Annotated in this window: 19 protein-coding genes and 1 pseudogene; 19 read left to right on the forward strand and 1 reads right to left on the reverse strand. The window is 57.7% G+C overall.

Translation table 11 applies throughout. From position 1 onward, the window contains the following. Positions 1-19 precede the first annotated feature (19 nt). The 19 genes and pseudogenes from QWI75_RS09630 (at position 20) to QWI75_RS22795 (ending at position 16327) form a co-directional block, all read left to right on the forward strand. Entirely contained in the window at positions 20-1615 is a 1596-nt protein-coding gene (locus QWI75_RS09630; RefSeq protein WP_213043644.1) for a nickel-dependent hydrogenase large subunit, read from the forward strand. A 110-nt stretch (positions 1616-1725) separates the two neighbouring features. Next, the gene (locus QWI75_RS09635; protein WP_213043643.1) at positions 1726-2040 is read left to right on the forward strand and encodes a hypothetical protein; all 315 of its coding nucleotides are present in this window, start codon (positions 1726-1728) and stop codon (positions 2038-2040) included. A 359-nt stretch (positions 2041-2399) separates the two neighbouring features. Beyond that, a pseudogene (locus QWI75_RS22790) lies at positions 2400-2852 on the forward strand (hydrogenase maturation protease); the annotation flags it as partial. A gap of 639 nt (positions 2853-3491) precedes the next feature. After that, positions 3492-4502, forward strand: a complete 1011-nt coding sequence (locus QWI75_RS09645) for a tetratricopeptide repeat protein (RefSeq protein WP_213043640.1) — start codon at positions 3492-3494, stop codon at positions 4500-4502. 46 nt (positions 4503-4548) lie between these two features. Then, a complete protein-coding gene (locus QWI75_RS09650) occupies positions 4549-4770 on the forward strand; it encodes a hypothetical protein (RefSeq protein ID WP_213043639.1) in 222 nt (73 codons plus the stop codon). A 12-nt stretch (positions 4771-4782) separates the two neighbouring features. Beyond that, a complete protein-coding gene (locus tag QWI75_RS09655) occupies positions 4783-5007 on the forward strand; it encodes a hypothetical protein (RefSeq protein ID WP_213043638.1) in 225 nt (74 codons plus the stop codon). Between the two features lie 56 nt (positions 5008-5063). Further along, positions 5064-5897, forward strand: a complete 834-nt coding sequence (locus QWI75_RS09660) for a NifU family protein (protein WP_289268483.1) — start codon at positions 5064-5066, stop codon at positions 5895-5897. A 221-nt stretch (positions 5898-6118) separates the two neighbouring features. Beyond that, the gene (locus QWI75_RS09665) at positions 6119-7117 is read left to right on the forward strand and encodes an NHL repeat-containing protein (protein ID WP_289268484.1); all 999 of its coding nucleotides are present in this window, start codon (positions 6119-6121) and stop codon (positions 7115-7117) included. Continuing rightward, positions 7114-9516, forward strand: a complete 2403-nt coding sequence (gene hypF, locus QWI75_RS09670; RefSeq protein WP_213043635.1) for a carbamoyltransferase HypF — start codon at positions 7114-7116, stop codon at positions 9514-9516. Before QWI75_RS09665 ends, hypF begins: the two co-directional genes overlap by 4 nt. Before the next feature lie 7 nt (positions 9517-9523). Next, positions 9524-9805 carry a HypC/HybG/HupF family hydrogenase formation chaperone gene (locus QWI75_RS09675; RefSeq protein ID WP_213043634.1) on the forward strand — a complete coding sequence of 94 codons (282 nt, stop codon included), beginning with the start codon at positions 9524-9526 and terminating at the stop codon, positions 9803-9805. 7 nt (positions 9806-9812) lie between these two features. Then, positions 9813-10502 carry a D-sedoheptulose-7-phosphate isomerase gene (locus tag QWI75_RS09680; RefSeq protein ID WP_213043633.1) on the forward strand — a complete coding sequence of 230 codons (690 nt, stop codon included), beginning with the start codon at positions 9813-9815 and terminating at the stop codon, positions 10500-10502. Further along, positions 10499-11644 carry a hydrogenase formation protein HypD gene (gene hypD, locus QWI75_RS09685; RefSeq protein ID WP_213043632.1) on the forward strand — a complete coding sequence of 382 codons (1146 nt, stop codon included), beginning with the start codon at positions 10499-10501 and terminating at the stop codon, positions 11642-11644. Before QWI75_RS09680 ends, hypD begins: the two co-directional genes overlap by 4 nt. Positions 11645-11744: 100 nt before the next feature. Next, on the forward strand, positions 11745-12770 hold the full coding sequence (gene hypE, locus QWI75_RS09690; protein ID WP_213043866.1) for a hydrogenase expression/formation protein HypE: 1026 nt from the start codon (positions 11745-11747) through the stop codon (positions 12768-12770). 15 nt (positions 12771-12785) lie between these two features. Then, positions 12786-13352: a hypothetical protein gene (locus tag QWI75_RS09695; protein ID WP_213043631.1), complete on the forward strand. Its 567-nt coding sequence runs from the start codon at positions 12786-12788 to the stop codon at positions 13350-13352. Further along, positions 13340-13669 carry a hydrogenase maturation nickel metallochaperone HypA gene (hypA, locus tag QWI75_RS09700; RefSeq protein ID WP_213043630.1) on the forward strand — a complete coding sequence of 110 codons (330 nt, stop codon included), beginning with the start codon at positions 13340-13342 and terminating at the stop codon, positions 13667-13669. Before QWI75_RS09695 ends, hypA begins: the two co-directional genes overlap by 13 nt. After that, positions 13669-14499, forward strand: a complete 831-nt coding sequence (gene hypB / locus QWI75_RS09705; protein WP_213043629.1) for a hydrogenase nickel incorporation protein HypB — start codon at positions 13669-13671, stop codon at positions 14497-14499. Before hypA ends, hypB begins: the two co-directional genes overlap by 1 nt. Then, positions 14493-15188 carry a HoxN/HupN/NixA family nickel/cobalt transporter gene (locus tag QWI75_RS09710; protein ID WP_213043628.1) on the forward strand — a complete coding sequence of 232 codons (696 nt, stop codon included), beginning with the start codon at positions 14493-14495 and terminating at the stop codon, positions 15186-15188. Before hypB ends, QWI75_RS09710 begins: the two co-directional genes overlap by 7 nt. 22 nt (positions 15189-15210) lie before the next feature. Then, on the forward strand, positions 15211-16077 hold the full coding sequence (locus tag QWI75_RS09715) for a hypothetical protein (protein WP_213043627.1): 867 nt from the start codon (positions 15211-15213) through the stop codon (positions 16075-16077). Then, positions 16049-16327 carry an energy transducer TonB family protein gene (locus QWI75_RS22795; protein ID WP_370693565.1) on the forward strand — a complete coding sequence of 93 codons (279 nt, stop codon included), beginning with the start codon at positions 16049-16051 and terminating at the stop codon, positions 16325-16327. The genes QWI75_RS09715 and QWI75_RS22795 overlap by 29 nt, the downstream gene beginning before the upstream one ends. A 721-nt stretch (positions 16328-17048) precedes the next feature. Here the strand turns inward: QWI75_RS22795 and QWI75_RS09720 are convergent. Beyond that, positions 17049-18227, reverse strand: a complete 1179-nt coding sequence (locus tag QWI75_RS09720) for a tyrosine-type recombinase/integrase (protein WP_213043625.1) — start codon at positions 18225-18227, stop codon at positions 17049-17051. Positions 18228-18235 lie beyond the last annotated feature (8 nt).

Here is an 18235-nt window from a genome sequence, read left to right on the forward strand (position 1 = left end):
GTTCATAAAGGAGATGGCCATGGCTGTTCAAACATTAGACATTTCTCCCGTCGGCCGAGTGGAAGGCGACCTCGACGTGCGCGTTGAGGTCGACAACGGTGTTGTCACCAACGCCTGGACACAGGCAGAGCTGTTCCGTGGATTCGAGATCATTCTGAGAGACAAAGATCCGCAAGCCGGGCTGGTTGTGACCCCACGCGCCTGCGGCATCTGCGGAGCCTCCCACTTAACCTGCGCTGCGTGGGCCTTGGATACGGCGTGGCAAACCACCGTCCCGAGGAACGCGATTCTTGCGAGAAATCTCGGTCAGATCGTTGAAAGCTTGCAAAGCCAGCCGCGCTACTTCTATGGGCTCTATGCGATCGACCTAACCAACAAGAAGTATCGTGGTAGCCGATACTACGAGGAGGCCTGCAAGCGCTTTGCTCCCTTCACCGGGAAATCCTATGAAATTGGCGTCACCATTTCCGGGAAGCCTGTGGAGATCTATGCGCTTCTGGGTGGCCAGTGGCCTCACTCTAGTTATATGGTCCCCGGCGGGGTCATGTGTGCGCCGACCCTGGCAGACATTACGAGATCCGTCTCGTTACTGGAGTACTACAAGAACAATTGGCTCGAACCGGTCTGGCTTGGCTGCTCATTGGAGCGGTACGAGCAAATCAAAACCTACGAAGACTTCAATGCGTGGTTGGACGAGAATCCAGCCCATGCCAATTCGGATCTGGGATTCTATTGGCGCATGGGCCTAGATACTGGACTCCACAAATACGGAGCTGGGCTTGGGAAATATGTCAGCTGGGGATATTTGCCCCACGAAGATAAATACCAGAAGCCTACCATCGAAGGACGCAATGGCGCCGTGATCATGAAGGGCGGAGTCTATGATGGGGCCACAAACACGCACAAGCTCATGAGCCAGGACTTCGCGCGAGAGAATACGTCTCATTCCTGGTATGACGAGGGATCGGCGGATACGCATCCCTATGATCGCACGACCAAGGCGAAGTCGAATAACAAGACCGATTTCAACGGGACCTACTCCTGGGCGACCGCGGTCAGCCATGCGGATTTCGGCCGGCTGGAAGCGGGACCCTTTGCCCGCCAGATGGTCGCAGGAGGAAAACACGGGGAATCCTGGCAGCACTACGATGGCTTCATCCTGGATGTGTACAAAAAGATGGGTGGCGCGAGTCTCCACCTGCGTCAACTCGCCAGGATGCATGAGACTATCAAGTTATATCGCCAAGCGGAGCGATGCCTGAAGGAGTTCCGGCTCAACGAGCCTTGGTACATCAAGCCCCAGGAGAAGGATGGCCGGGGTTGGGGGGCGACCGAAGCGATTCGTGGAGCGCTCTGTCACTGGATTGAAGTCAAGGGCGGGAAGATCAAGAACTATCAGATTATTGCTCCGACCACGTGGAATGTGGGGCCTCGCGATGGTATGGGTCGTCGTGGTCCGATCGAGGAGGCGTTACTCGGCGCGCCTATTGCCGATCCAACCGATCCCGTCGAAGTCGGTCACGTCGCCCGATCATTCGACTCATGTTTGGTGTGTACCGTTCACGCGCACGATGCCAAGACAGGGAAAGAATTAGCCCGCTTCAAAATCGGGTAGCGCTCCAGAGGGATTGCGATCCTATGGGTCGCAATCCTCTTGGCCTGGGTCCCATCGAACAACGGAACTAATGGGCTAAAGTAGCCCTCGAGCGAAGAGGGGATCGTTGAATGCGCCCCGAGGAAGAAGAAAAACTGCGGGAGAAAATCGCCCAGCTCCTAGCCAGTGGGCTCAAAACTCAAACGGAGCCGTTTCCCGAAACGCACGTTGAGTTTGCCAAGATCCTGGATGAACTTCGGTCGCTTCCCCCCGATGACTTGAAAGGCAAGCTGGTCATCGGAGGCTTTACCGACAAACCCTACGGGCCGGATCAGATGCGGTGTCTGGAGTGCATGTACTACCTCGTTCACCGGAAATGGTGTGATCTGCCTGAACTCGCTGTGCCGGTGGAACCCGATTGGTGGTGCCGCCTCTGGCGAATCTGATGTCTCCGTCTATGCTTGGTGATTTGCATGAAGGATGCGGACGACATCCTCCGAAGCAAGCTTCAGCAACTATTGAAAGACGGGCTGAAAACCGAGGTAGAGCCAAGAGCCTATACGAGTGAGATGGTCACTCAGCTCGTCAGTCGACTCCAGGCCATCCCTCCGGATCACTATGCTGACAAGCTGACTGCGGCCGGGGTTACACTCACCCCATACGCTCCTCCCGAGGATGACGATGACCTGAAACAATCCTGCGAAACGTGTATGTACTTCGTGATCCACCGGCAGTTCTGCGACTTGCCAGAACTACACCTGCCTGTCGAGAAAGACTGGTCATGCCGTCTGTGGAGAATTTAAGCATGGCAACCGAGGCGCTGGCCGTGATCGGGTGCGGCAATCTCAATCGCCGCGATGATGGGCTCGGCGTGATCGTCGCCCAGCGGCTGATGCAGTGGTTAAACGCCGAACCGCAGGAGAACATCCAGGTCTATGATGCAGGGACCGGAGGAATGGACGTCATGTTCCAAGCCCGTGGGACCTCCTCCTTGATTCTCGTCGATGCCAGCCTCAGCGGCTCGACACCCGGCTCCATTTTCAAGCTTCCCGGAAAGGAAGTGGCCAGCAGGCCCGAACCTGGTTATAGCCTGCATGATTTTCGATGGGATCACGCGCTCTATGCGGGACGAAAAATCTTTGGTGACACGTTTCCTCACGATGTCACGGTCTATCTCGTCGAAGCGGCAGATGTCTCCTTGGGACTAGAACTCAGTCCTGCGGTCGCTCAAGCTCTGGAGCGAGTCATTGACCAGATCAAGGAAGACATCCGTGAGCGATCGACACGGTTAAGGAGCGGGCAGCGTGCTCCTTGCAGCGATGAACCAGTCACGGAGCGTTCAGAAGATCATCCTCAGGTGACGATCAGGCAGGGGAGCATCTACATCGACGCGAAGGTATATGCCAAATATCTGGGTGGTTTGGAGAGCATCGTGCTCCTTCGACAGGACCAGAAGCTGCTCTTGTTACCGGTCCGCCATGCCGCGGCTGGGGGCCTGTTGCTGAAAGTCCGAAATCCTCAAGGCGATCGTGTCGTGCATGCCCAAGAGTTTCTCCGGGGCCACGGAATTGAGGACCAGCAGGAAAAGGTTGTCCCCGTGCAGTGGGATAGCCGAATGGCCGCGCTCGTAACCGATTGGCCCTCATAAGGGTCGGATCAGGGTTCCACCACCGGTCGGACTGGTCCTTCGTCCGACACTCCCTTCTATCGGATCGCCACCAGACACCCCCAGCTCGGATATCCACAGACCGCTGCCTCAACGCAGTCCATCGGCATGAAACTTGATTGTGAAAACAAAGTTTGCACATAGAAAATCGAGTTGACATCTCTTGGTGTCCCTCGTAGAGTGCGCTCGTTCGATCGTGCAGTGAATTTCCCCTCCTGTGGAGTCGAGATCATGAGTTCTCTCTCGGATGAACATGTGAAAGCCGCGCTCGCGGCCGTCGAATCTCCTGAGATTGCTAATCGGGACAAGATTGATCTGTTGATCGAGGTCGCGATGGGACTCCAGCGGAAGCCCCGTTCCGTTCACGACCTCCATCACGCAGTCTCGCTGTATGATCGCGCGTTGACCCTCTCCGCGGAAGAAGAAGCCCTTCTCACGGCGCGGATTCAGGCGCGCAAGGGTACGGCGTTGAACGCGATCCCCTACGAGGGCGCAGAATTCGTCGAACAAGCGCGACAACTCTTTGAGTCGGCCTTAGCAGGATTTCAGCATGGCGGCTTGCTGGAAGAAATTGCCGAAGCTGAGATGAACCTGGGTCTGGCGTTGCACACACTTGCCTCGGCCGGGCGTGCCAGGATTGCCGATGCGATCGGAGCCTATTTGCGCGCGCTGCGGACCTTTACCCGTGAGGCTCATCCGACCGAGTATGCCATTCTGCACAACAACCTCGCCACCGCCTACCTGTCTCTCCCCATGACCGAACCGAGCGGGAAGATGCGTGAGGCGCTTGCGGTGCAATCCTTCGAAGAAGCCCTCACGGTCGTCACGCTCGTTGATCAGCCCGTCGAATACGCCATGCTGCAGAACAACCTTGGGAATGCGTTGCAGTATGCGTCAAGCAGCCACAGCGTGGAGAATAATCTGCGCGCCATTGTCGCCTATGATGAGGCGCTGAAGGTTCGAACCCCAGCGGATACGCCGATCGAATACGCGAACACCATCTCCAATAAGGCGAATGCCCTGCGCAACTTGCCCGATGAGCCGTCCCGGCCGGAGCAGGGGAATCGGCGAAATCTGGAGCAGGCCATTCGGTATCTCGAAGAAGCAAAGGAGTTGTTCGAGCGTTTCGGAGATACGAGCAAGGTGCGAGTGACCGGGGAGGTCCTCAACGAACTCAGGCAGGAGTTGGAAGCTCTCGTTGAGGCTGACATGCTGGCTTCTACGAATGACGGAGCCGCATGAATAGTCCGTGCCGTTCTATCCGCAGCGAGGAAGGAGAGGGACGGAAATGACAGGTTTGGCTCAAGGTGACTTAACGCTCCTCAGTGGAGCCATTCTGATGGGCTTGGCGCTGCTGTCAGGAGCGCTCGGTGGCGCCGTAGGCGGGATTCTTGTCGGGGGGAAAGTGTTGGGAAACGAGCTGGCTGCGATGATGGGGGCATTCTTCGGGCCCGTGGCATCGATACCCGGTGTGTTCGTGGGGCTGCTCATCCTGGCGTTGCTCATGTAGAGGAATGAAACCATGTTTGACATGTTCTGGAATTCCGTTCTGTTGTTCTTCAAGGGCAAATTGTTCCACGACCTTCCTAAAGTGATGATGTTGGCTGGAGTCGGCATGACGGTGGCCGCCGTGATCCTGATCGTGTTAGCCAAGTTGGGCGTGGCGTTATGGATAGCCGTCCTCGTCGCTGGTCTCTCTGCAGGGGCGCTCCAGCCGAGGCTCTTTCGTGACCTGAAGTATCGGTGAGTCCGATGGCGGAGTCGAACGCGATTCTCTCGACAGAACAGCCGACGCTGGCCTCTTTGCTGAAGAGCATCGAGAGTCTTGAGGCTATCGTGCAAGGATGGGATGAGTCACACCGGCTGACCGTTGAGGCCCTGCGGCAGGCTGTCGACGATCTGCACAAGGAAGCCTTTGCGCGGGTGATTCGCGGGATCAAGGCTGAGCCAGCTGCTCTGGAGGCGTTGAAACAGGTCGCCAGCGATGAAGTGGTCTATGCCGTCCTCCGCTATCTGGAACTGGTGAAACCGTCGCTCCATGAGCGAATTGAGCAAGCCCTGGGCTCTGTTCGTCCGCTGCTTCAAGGACACGGCGGAAACGTCGAGCTGGTTTCGGTAGCCCCCCCCGATACCGTCGAGATTCAACTGGTTGGCGCGTGCGACGGATGTCCTTCCTCAGGGCTCACGCTGACGGAGGGAATTGAGAAAGCCATCCGTGAGCATTGCCCGGAAATCCTCACAATCAAGAAGGTCAAAGGCAGCCTCCCCGCCTCCAATGGCCATGGAGCCGCGGTGTCGTTCATCAGCCCGTTTGCGTTGAGAAGCGACACGGGCTGGCACGCGGCCGTAACGCTGGAAGAGATTCCTGACGCCGGCATCAAGGTGCTGGAACTGAATGGGCAATCACTGCTGTTCAGTCGACAGGATCATCGCGTGACTTGCTTTGAGAACGCCTGTGCGCACATGGGAATGCCGCTCGACATGGGTGAAGTTGAACAAGGCGTGATTACCTGCCCCTACCACGGATTTCGCTATGACTTGTCCTCAGGAGAATGCCTGACGGCTCCTGAAGTGCAGCTGGTTCCCCGAGCGGTACGTGTCGTGGGATCGACCGTGGAAGTGAAACTGAAAGGCTAGAGGCGATGGCGCTCTCAGTCCATCTCGCACAGTCCGGGCAGCGCCCTGTTGCTGCCGGAGAACCGATCATTCCTCCGCCCTTGTGGGCACCGGTTGGCCCGATCATTGTGTTAGGGGAGAGTCGAGATGACCAAGGTTTTCCTCTTCCGGTCGTCCCATCGCCAAAAACCCTGTTCGGTCCACGAGGGTGCTGTCTTGTATCGAAGGATGGTCCGCTGTGGGTGGCTGACACCGGTCATCACCGTTTGCTGGGATGGCGGACCTGTCCAACCGCGAACGACGCGGAAGCCGACTGGGTCATCGGTCAACCCGATTTCCTTTCAGAGGGTCGCAACGCAAAACGTCTCCCTGGCCCCACAACCTTGAATGTGCCGACCGGGATTGTCGCCTACGGAACCGGATTAGCGGTGGCGGATGCGTGGAATCACCGGGTGCTGATCTGGCGACAACTTCCAACAACGAGTCATTGTCCTCCTGACCTTGTGCTGGGCCAGAAAAATTTCGAGGATGTAGAGATCAATCGTGGCTGTGCCGCTCCATCGGCAGAGACGCTCTATTGGCCTTACGGCGTGTGTTGTTGGGGAGACAGTTTGATTGTGGCGGATACCGGGAACCGCCGCGTGTTGATCTGGTTCACTCCACCGACCCAGAACGGTCAGGCTGCTGATCTCGTGCTGGGTCAAACAGACTTTGCCGGAAAAGATGAAAACGCCGGTGGTGCGCCGTCAGCAAGGAGCATGCGGTGGCCGCATGGCATCGCTCGCTGGGGCAACAAACTGTGCGTGGCTGACGCCGGCAATAATCGCGTCATGATCTGGAACACGTTGCCCTCAACCTGCGGCGCTGAAAGCGACTGGATTTTAGGACAGACCGATGTCGCGCAGGTCGATCACAACGGTGGACAGTACTGGCCGCATGCTGGTTCCCTGAACATGCCCTATGGTATCGCCTCGGCAGGGGATTGGCTCGTCGTGAGCGACACCGCCAACTCTCGGCTCCTCGGCTGGCATGTCCGTGATCTGGGAACCGGTGCGCGGGCGCGGGCTTTGGCAGGCCAGCGCTCGTTCGAGATGAAAGGTGACAATCAGTGGGGGTTTCCTACACCCGATACGATCTGTTGGCCCTACGGCGTGTCTGTTTGCGAAGGGATGTTGGCGATCGCTGACAGTGGCAACAATCGAGTGGTGATCCGGCCGATGTGCGTTGAGGAGTTGGAATGAGTCCGGTCGTGTCCTCCCATACGTCGGACCACGTGGCATTCTCGATTCGTGTGCACGGCCTTGTTCAAGGGGTCGGGTTCCGTCCGATGGTCTGGCGACTGGCACGACAGCATCAGATCCGAGGCTATGTCCTGAACGATGGAGAAGGCGTCAGGATTGTGGCGATTGGCCCACCGGACCGCATCCTGCACTTCATGACGACGCTGAAGGAGCAGCCGCCAATCCTCGCCCGGATCGATGAGATCATCTCTGAACCGGCTGCCATTGAGCACATTCCCCCGGATTTCACGATCCGGGAAAGCGGATCAGGAGACGTGTCAACCGGAGTCGTGCCGGACGCCGCGACCTGCCCTGACTGCGCACAGGAAATCCTCGACCCCTTCGCCCGGCGCTATCGGTATTCCTTTACCAACTGCACGCAGTGCGGGCCGCGACTGACGATTCAAGAACAGATTCCCTACGATCGCTCGGGCACGACCATGAATCGGTTTCGGATGTGCCCTGCCTGTGCGGCGGAATACGAGGATCCCGCCGACCGCCGGTTTCACGCGCAGCCGATTGCCTGCCACACATGCGGGCCGAGGGCCTGGTTGGAACGGGCCGATGGGAAGCCCATCGCGGTCGACGCGTTGTCGATGATGGATGCGGTTGACGCGGCCTGTACGCTTCTTCAGCGGGGGCACCTTGTGGCGATCAAGGGACTGGGCGGCATCCAGCTCGCCTGCGACGCCACCCAGGAAGACAGCGTGTCTCGACTTCGTCGATTGAAAGGTCGAGAAGGCAAACCCTTTGCGCTGATGGCCCGCGATCTTCAGGTTATCGCGCGATATGCGGGCATTGATGAACAGGAGCGCGCGCTGCTCGAGAGCCCGGCGGCGCCGATCGTGATCCTGAAATGTCGGCCCGATGCCGAGGTGGCGGCGAGCGTGGCACCGGGCGTGCGTACGTTGGGGTTCATGTTGCCCAATACTCCATTGCATCACCTTCTGCTGAGAAGAATGAATCGCCCGATCGTCCTGACGAGCGGGAATCGGGCCGATGAGCCTCAATGGATCGACAATGATTTAGCCAAGGCACAATTGGGCGCCATCGCGGAGTATTTTCTCCTCCATGATCGTCCCATCGCGCAACGGGTCGATGACTCTGTCACCAAAGTCATCGCGGGGGTTCCCCGTGTCCTCCGTCGTAGCCGCGGCTATGCCCCGGCGCCGATTCTGTTCCCAAAAGGATTTGATCAGGCCCCGCGCATCCTCGCGATGGGGGGCGAATTGAAGAACACCTTCTGTCTCTTCAGTGACAATCGTGCCATCCTCTCCCACCACATCGGAGACCTCGAGGATGCTTTGACGCTCGCCGATTATCGGAGAGCACTGCGGCAGTATGGAGACTTGTTCGCGCACACTCCGGATCTGATCGGAGTCGATTGCCATCCTGAGTACCTCTCAAGCAAAGTCGGGAAAGCCCTGGCTGCCGATCGATCGTTGCCGGTCTGCGAAGTCCAACATCATCATGCGCATGTCGCTGCCTGTATGGTCGAGAACGGAATTCCGATCGATCATCCAGCTGTATTAGGAATTGCGCTGGATGGCTTGGGATATGGGGATGAGGGACAGCTCTGGGGCGGCGAGTTCATGCTGGCTGACTATAGAACGGCCGTCCGGGTTGGAACCTTCAAGCCCGTGCGAATGCTCGGTGGAGAGCAAGCGGTCAAGGAGCCCTGGCGAAACACCTATGCGCATCTCATGGCGGAACTCGGGTGGGTTCGATTCGCCATGAACTATGCCGAACTAGACCTCTACCACTTTTTGGCCAAGAAACCGCGTGGCGTTCTGGACTCCATGCTGGCTCGCGGAATCAACAGCCCTGCGGCCAGTTCCTGTGGCCGTCTCTTCGATGCGGTGGCGGCGGCCATGGGATTGTGCCGCGACCACGCGAGTTACGAAGGGCAGGCAGCCATTGAATTGGAACAGGTGGTTAATCAGGCGACTTTGGAAGAGGAAGACGACGCCCTGGCCTATCCGTTCACGATCCCCTACCTCGACGAGGCGAAGCTGCCCTACATCGAACCGCTGGCCATGTGGCAAGCCCTGCTCGGCGACTTGATCCTGCACACGCCGCGTTCAGTCATGGCTGCCCGGTTTCATAAGGGACTGGCGTTGGCGATCTGCGCCGTGGTGGGCAAGGTCACCAGAGTCGACGAAGGGGAGCGGACGATTCGCCACGTCGTGTTATCCGGCGGAGTATTTCAGAACCAGGCGCTGTGTGAACTCGTGACAGCCAAATTGCAAGGGATGGGATTCGCGGTGCTCGCACATCGGCACGTTCCGTCAAACGACGGAGGGCTGTCGCTGGGCCAAGCTGCCATCGCCGCCGCGAGAGCGTTATCACACAATCGGTGAGGTTGCCATGTGTCTCGGAATTCCCGGGCAGATTGTTGAAATCAATAACGAGCAGCAAAAACTCGCAGTGGTCGATGTCGGAGGCGTCAGACGAACGGTGAATATCGCCTGTATCGTGGACGATCAACATCCGCCAGAGTCCTGCATCGGAGATTGGGTCCTGGTCCATGTGGGCTTTGCGATGAGCCGGGTTGATCCGGAGGAGGCTCAGCGGACCATCGAACTCTTGAGCCAGCTGGGAGAAGTGCAGGCCGAGGTTCAAGCCATGCGCGCCTCCGGACAGTCTTGAGGGAACCATGTCGTCAAAACGAGTTCTGGACAACCTTTATCCATTCTTACAAGAGCAAACGCCGTCGTCCGCCCGCCTCGACACGGAATTGCTGGAGTCAGTCCGGCTGAAGGCCGAAGACAGTCTTGCGGTGAAGCGGGCATTCTTCACGGCACACGGAGTCCAAGTGATCGAGGCGGCCCATGCGATTGCGAACGTCTATCGCCGGAATGGGCGGTTGTTGACGATGGGCAACGGTGGATCGAGCTGCGATGCCTGCCACATTGCCGTCGAGTTCCAGCATCCCATCACAGCCGGGCGGCCCGCTCTTCCAGCGATCAGTCTAGATGCCGATGTTGCCATGTTGACCGCTGTTGGCAACGACGTCGGGTTCGAACATGTCTTTGTCCGGCAAGTAATCGCCCAGGCGCGGGCTGGCGATGGATTGATCGGGGTCAGCACCAGCGGCAACTCGTCGAATCTCCTGCGAGCGTTTGAAAAGGCCAAAGATTTGGGACTCACGACCATCGGGTTAGCGGGAGGCAATGGAGGCCTCATGGCGCAGTCAGCGGCCATCAACCACTGTTTAGTTGTCGAAACCGACAGCATCCACCGCGTGCAGGAGTGTCATGTCGCCATCTATCATATCCTGTGGGATCTGGTGCACACCCTTCTGGCTGACGACCGGGGTATGGGGCAACCGCGGAGTGGATCATGAAATTTATTGATGAGTTTCGCGACCCCCTCAAGGCCCAATCGTTGATTCGGGAAATTCGCGACCTGGTCGGACAGATCGAACTCTGCAAGAGACGGCCCATAGGAATTATGGAAGTGTGCGGAGGGCATACCCACACGATTTTCCGCTACGGCGTCAACAAGATGCTGCCGGACGAAGTGGAATTCATTCACGGGCCGGGCTGTCCTGTGTGCGTCCTGCCTCGGGGACGTGTCGATGACTGTGTGGCGCTGGCACAACGCCCAGACGTCATCATGACCACCTTTGGGGACGCGATGCGGGTGACCGGATCGAAAAAGAGTTTGCTGCAAGCCAAGGCAGAGGGCGCGGATGTTCGGATGGTGTATTCGCCGTTGGATGCGCTGAAGCTGGCCAAGGCCCATCCCGATCGCGAGGTGGTATTCCTGGCCCTGGGATTCGAGACCACGATGCCGAGCACCGCGTTTACAGTGCTGCAAGCACAACGGGAAGGCATCTCCAATTTCTCCCTGTTCTGTAACCACATTACGATCATTCCCACCATCAAAGCCGTGCTCGATTCGCCCGATCTTCAAGTCGATGCGTTCCTGGGACCCGGCCATGTCAGCATGGTCATTGGCACGGAACCATACCGCTTCATTGCCGAGCGGTATCGGAAACCGATTGTCATCGCCGGCTTTGAGCCGTTGGACATTCTCCAGTCGGTGTGGATGGTGCTCAAGCAGATGGCCGACGGCCGGTGCGAGGTCGAAAACCAATATCGCCGCGTGGTTCCCGATGTGGGGAACGCGCAGGCGCTTGAGGCGATTCAAACCGTGTTCGAATTGCGGGAGTTTTTTGAGTGGCGCGGCTTGGGCTCGATCGACTATTCCGGCGTGCGAATGAAGGCGCCGTTTGCCGGATACGATGCGGAACGTAAGTTCGAGATGCCGAATATCAAAATCGCCGATCCGACCTCGTGCCAATGCGGCGAAGTATTAAAGGGAGTCATCAAGCCGCCGCAATGCAAAGTCTTCGGGACGTCCTGTACGCCGGAGAATCCGCTCGGCGCCTTGATGGTCTCAACCGAAGGAGCCTGTGCCGCCTATTACAACTATGGGTGGATTGATCGAGAGAGTATCAAGCCAGCCAAGGTCTCCGCATGAGGCTCACAAGGAGGAGCCAGCGGCCATGACGCCTCCGATGTTGGATCGCCAATCCGCGGACATTTCGACCGCGCAAACCGCGAACGGTTGGCTGGCTCGAATGCGCGAGAAGCGGATTACCCTCGCCCATGGGAGCGGGGGCAAGGCCATGCGAGAACTTGTCGAGCAGCTGTTTGTGACGGAGTTCAACAATCCGTTGTTGGCCGCGCTGGAAGATCAGGCGGTCGTCCCATTGGATGAATTGCAGCAGCAGGGAACAAGGCTGGCGTTCACCACGGACAGTTATGTCGTGAATCCCTTGTTCTTCCCAGGTGGCAGCATCGGTGAACTCGCCGTGCACGGCACTATCAACGATTTGGCGATGAGCGGGGCACGCCCCTTGTTTCTCTCCTGCGGGATGATTCTCGAAGAAGGGCTTTCGATCGACACGCTCGGTGAAGTGGTGAGCCGAATGAAGCACGCTGCGCGTGAAGCCGGGGTGGTCATTGTGACGGGCGATACGAAAGTGGTTGAACGGGGAGCCGCCGATAAGCTCTTCGTGAACACGGCCGGCATTGGTGTAATCAGACACGATGTCGCCATCTCCGCAACCCGCGCGCGTCCAGGGGACGTGGTAATTACGAACGGATACATTGGCGATCATGGAATCGCCATTCTCTTGGCTCGGAACGAGCTTGCCCTGGAGTCATCGGTGGAGAGCGACACGCAGCCCCTCCACGAACTGGTGCAAGAGATGGTGAGAGTCTGCCCGGATATCCATTGTCTGAGGGACGCCACGCGGGGCGGCATTGCAACCGTCCTGAACGAATTCGCTGCGTCGTCTAACGTCGGCATTCATCTGTCGGAGGCGGCGATCCCCGTCCACGAAACGGTGCGAGGCGCCTGCGAAATCCTTGGGTTGGATCCTCTGTATCTGGCCAACGAGGGAAAGTTGGTCGCGATCGTCCCGCGGGAACAGGCCGATCCCATCGTGGAAGCGATGCGCACTCATCCGGCTGGTCGGGACAGCGCGATTATCGGAGAAGTGAAAGAAACCCCGAATGGCGCGGTCGTCATGGCGACGGCCTTTGGCGGGACGCGCGTGGTGGATACGCTCATTGGCGATCAGTTGCCGCGGATTTGCTAACTAAGGAAACCGCCCATGCTCACTGGTGAGGTCCGATCGCTCGACATCCTTGATGACGGGCAACTCCAACGGCTGGACTACGACGGCTTGCTTCGGTTTCATCGAGGGGATGCGACATGGGGTGCCGCGGTCGCGTTTCGCGCCTTACAACGGGCTGGACGACACTTTTCGCACCCCACACTGTGGGAGCGCCGAGAGCTGACGGTGACCAGTGCCCACCCTGGCCCGGGCGTGAGGGACGCAGTGGAGTATGTCACCGGATGTGTCAGTCGTGGTCGATACTATCTGACTCAACCAGAACAAGCTGGACAATGCCACAACGGGATGCAGTTCGCTTGGTGGATCTCCAAAAGGTTGAAAACGGTGTCTGTCCAGCTGCGTGAAGGGTTTGTGCCGGAGGACTTCTTTATCCTCGTTGATCGGATCGATACCTCAATGGAACGCGCGAGCGATCGAGGCCAGTTTGAGCACATGAAAGCGCAGCTGACGGATCAGGTATGGCGGGAACCACTCGATACGCTCTTCCGCGTCACTGACACGATGCAGCCGACAGGAGCCACCGTTCTCGCATGCACGAATTGAGCATTACCCGGAACATCGTCGCGATCGTCAATGAGCGGGCGCGTGGGGCGAAAGTCACGCAAGTCACGCTGGAGATTGGACAATTGAGCCCCGTGATACCCGATGCCATCCGATTTTGTTTCGATGTGGTCGCCAAAGGAACACTCTTGGAAGGGGCGCAACTCGAAGTCATCGAGGTGCCGGGGCACGGTCAATGTCGCGATTGCGGACGCGACGTGGAACTGCGCCATCTGGTAGCCCGTTGCTCCTGCGGTTCCTCAAATCTGGTACGACTGTCCGGTGAAGAACTAAACATCAAACAAATGGTGACAGCCTAATGTGTACCACATGCGGGTGTTCGGATGATGCCGCGCCGCGGCTGACCGATGTAATGACGGGGCAGACAATCAAGCTTCGATCTGACGCAGGGAGTCATGGACACGACCACGATCATGACCATCATCACGATCGTCATGGAGACCATGTGCACGTGGACGGACAAACCATCGTGCTCCAGGAAGCGGTGCTCGCGAAGAACGATCGCCTGGCTGAACGCAACCGCGGCTGGTTGCAGGGACGGCACGTCGTGGCACTGAATCTGGTCAGTTCGCCCGGTTCCGGGAAAACGACGTTATTGGAGCAGACGATCCGCGCGTTGAGACACGAACTGCCTATCCAGGTCATCGAAGGCGATCAGGCGACCGTGAACGATGCAGAACGAATCCGGAGCACCGGCTGTCGAGTCGTGCAAATCAACACCGGGGCCGGTTGTCATCTCGAAGCGGACATGGTGGCCCGGGGATTAGAGCAGTTGGCTCCGGCGCCGTATTCCATCGTGATGATCGAGAACGTCGGAAACCTGGTGTGTCCTGCACTCTTCGATCTGGGGGAGCAGGCAAAGGTGGTCGTGCTCTCTGTGACAGAAGGGGAGGACAAGCCGCTGAAGTATCCCCATATGTTCCGGGCTGCAGACGTGATGCTGTTGAACAAGATCGATCTTCTGCCGCATCTCTCATTTGATATCACGCGCTGCGTCGAGTACGCGAAGTCGGTCAATCCCCATCTGGAAGTCTTTCTGGTATCCGCGATCTCAGGAGAGGGCATGCAGAGCTGGTATGACTGGCTTCGCGCGCAAGTACAAGCGCTGGAAGGGGCACCTGCATGCTGACGCTCTTGGGCCTCGGCTTTCTGTTAGGGTTGCGCCATGCGTTCGAAGCGGATCATGCGGCGGCAGTCGCAGCCTTGGCGAGTCGCAGTCATTCGGTCGGTGAAACGGTCAGACAGGGGATCGCCTGGGGCATTGGGCATGCCCTGACGCTCTTTCTCTTCTGTTCAGTCGTGCTGTCCCTGAACAGCATGGTTCCCGAGCGCGTGGCCTTGGCATTGGAGATGGCCGTCGGTGTGATGCTGATTGGATTGGGTCTTGATGTGTGGCGGAGGATCAGGCGGGATCGGATCCACATTCATATCCATGAACATGAAGCAGGGAAGTCCCATATACACATCCACGCGCATCGGAACGAATCGGATCGTGTCCAACATCAGCGCGCGCATCACATTCCGTACCGTGCATTACTCGTCGGCGTGACGCACGGGATGGCAGGCTCAGCGGCTCTTATTCTCCTCACGCTCCATGCCGCCACATCCATTGCGCTCGCCTGGACCTACATCATTCTTTTTGGTCTCGGCTCGATTCTTGGCATGGCCACGCTGTCTCTGGCTATTGCGATTCCACTCCGTCGATCAGCGCAATCCTTCGCATGGGCGTATGACGGAATTCAGATTGCCATCGGAGGCATCAGCGTATTTCTCGGAGCCAGCATGCTGTACACCCAGGGGTCGGAATTCCTAGGCTGATGGAGACGAAGGATTCCATCTCATGGATAGCTTCCTGCCTGACCATGTTCACCTGAGGATTCACGCCTACGCCTGGCTTTGCTCATTGTTGTTCCATCTCGCTGTCCTCAGTGCTTCTGCCGAGTTCATCAGGCGCATCACGCTCATTCCTGTAGCCGACCCGTTTCACTGGGAGGTGGCGCTCGTCAGCCTTTCTGCCAGAGCGACCGACAGTATTCCGGTGGATAGTCCGAGTGCAGCCGAAAGCCAGCCGGATCTCCTCTCTGCTTCGAATTCATTGTCCCATACTCCAACGGACCAAGGCATGCCGGACGTAACAGTTTCAGAGGTGACTAAGTCAGCACAATCACAGCTGACGGCAACATCGGAAAGAATTCAACCGATTCTCGTACAGGAGCAACTCGCGGGCCCCAGTCCGTCCATAACACAAGAAAGCAAACCTATCCCAGTAACGGCCGAAAAGGCTCTCCCGCTACAGAGGAGGGAGCAGTTGATGGAGTGGGAGGAAAACGCATATTCTCTTCCTGAGCAGCCTGCTCTGCCGGCAAGCCAGGCTAATGAGGAACGTCCTAAGGCCGTCGAGCAGGCGACGCTTGTGAGTGCATCGTCATCACCTCCGATCGTTTCTGCTACTCCCTCCCCGGTCAGAGAGGAAATGACGGAGCAAGCACCTCGGGAATCCTCGACAAGTGCGGAACCAATCCAACATTATGGTCATCAGCCGCAAGAGCCGGCTGGAGCTGAAATAGCTTCCGGACGAGCCATAACCAACCAACCAACTGGCCTCTTTGCCTGCTCAGGTCCAGGATCTATCTTCGGGAACGCCCACCGCTCGACCGGTCGCACGCGACTATGGGTGGTTGCAGAGCACTCTGTTCAAGAGACTTGAACAGCTTAAGCGTCAGTCGCGCCCCCTTCTGGATGTTTCGGGAGGAAAGAAAGTATTGCTGCGAGTGGTCATTCTTGAAGGCGGTGATCTTGGTGAGCTGAAAATAGAACGAAGTTCCGGAGAGGATCGTCTCGATCAGGAGGCTCTGCGCCTGGTGCAGCTGGCCTTTCCCATTCCGTTAGACTACGCCTTGAGTCGACCCCAAGTGGTTGTCCGTATCCCTATCAGCTATAGCCTCTCGTCGGACTGAGATGAGCGATTGGCGCCTGGTGGATGCGAGACTACAGATAAAGATGCGAGAGGTTGCGCGAGTTGTAATGTGCTATAGTGAGCCAGAGAGTAGTTGGTCACTCCCAGATTTTGGTAACCGTTGTGGGCGTATCGTTTCGGTCCTGACAAGAAAGGGGAAATACCATGAAGGGTTCGCATCAACATAAGCATGAGCACAGTCACTCTCATACCCACGGGTCATCACTCAGTCACTCCCACAAGCATGTTCATCTGCATGCCCATGACCATTCCCATGGAAAAGCGGAAGATCATGACCATGACCATCATGGTGACCATGGCGCCCACGATCACCATCATTCATGATCTAACGTAGGATCCTGGTTCCAGTTGCTTGCCTATCAGTCATCCATTGTTCGTATAGCCAGCTGATTGAGCGTTAGAGCCCTCTGCCTGACTTCCGATTGAAAGTGGTGGCAAATCTCCAAGACTGGTCTGGTCACATACCAAATCCCATGCGAAGTTCCCGAGCCATTGCGAAGTGTTCACCAGATGTTCACCAGGAGGCCGGAACTGGTCGGTTTGGACGGGACAAGGTCTGATGTTGCTAGACGGGGAAGCGTACTGGGCGCCGCGAGATACTATTGAGGAACGTGGCATTTTGCACGTGAAGGGGAGAAGCGAGAGGCCTCTTATGAGTCCGCTGCTCTACCAACTGAGCTACACCGCCACGTCATTGATTTCTAAGGGGCTTTGGTCTTGTCAGCCGAGCGCTCCGACCCAGAACTGTTCACCAACTGTTCACCGTGACCGTGCTTCCGGTCGTGGTGTTCCTGGAGCCTGCGCCCGGCTTCAATGAGGTCAGATCTCTTCACGATGTGGTACCGACGGTAGACGGAATCGGTCTTGTGACCACTGATTGCCATCGCGACCTTTCTTGGCACCCCGGCATCCTCCATGTTACTGACTGCTGTTCGACGGAAGTCGTGGATTAACGCCCCACGATAGCGCCGGTTTCCAACAAAACGCCCCTTAGGATTTTCAAATCGCCCGAGTCCAGCTTTGACGCAGGCGGTTCGCCATGAACTCTTGATGGAAGCCAGTTTTTTCCCGCTAAGGTGACAGACCCACCGGCAATCCGGATACAGGTCCGAAGTGTGCTTATACCATGCGGCGAGGACATCGTAAAGGTCCCCGCCCATCACAGCGACTCGTTCTTCTTCCGTCTTCGTAGTCTCTGACGCAAGCCGGATCTCGACGTTCCGCTTCTGATGATCGAAGTATACCTGAGGCCATTCGAGATTCATGGTCTCACCTTCGCGCGTCCCCAGCCAATACTCAATCGTGACCGGGATGCGAGCGTGCGGCGGCAGCAAGGCTCTAACCTTCACAAATTCCTGCCACGAGCGGTAACCAGAGCGCGGGGGTGACTCTTTCAATTTGGTCCACTGTGGGACCGAGGTCACGAGCGGCGGCTTCCCCGCAAGCCCCAAGCGGTACGCGCGAAGCAAGAAGGACATCCGTCTATTGACACGCGCCGGACTCAATCCGTTCTCGCGCCACTCGGTTGCCCAATTGCGAAGGTCCGTTGCGCTCACTGTCTCGGCGAGCATATTCCCCGCGAAAGCGCTCCAGAAGGCATGAAGCTGTTCTGCATTCTTGAGGGACTTGTAGCTATTTGCCTTGTAATCAGAAACGACGAGCTGGGTCAGCTCTCTGACCTTGGTCTCCATTTGCTGCGGCCAGCCAAAGAGGCCCCCATAGTAGCGTTCGTGCAATGTCTGGAGCACACGGCCTGCTGTCTCCCGCGTGCCATGAATGACCTTGCGGATATTGGGCCGGCCACGGCCCTGGTGCCACTTAATAAGATACCGCTTCTCCCCGATGCGTGTGACCGTGCCGCCTCCCGATCTTTTCCCCATGGATCCCC

The sequence above is a fragment of the Nitrospira tepida genome, assembly GCF_947241125.1.
Classification (GTDB): Bacteria; Nitrospirota; Nitrospiria; order Nitrospirales; family Nitrospiraceae; genus Nitrospira_G; species Nitrospira_G tepida.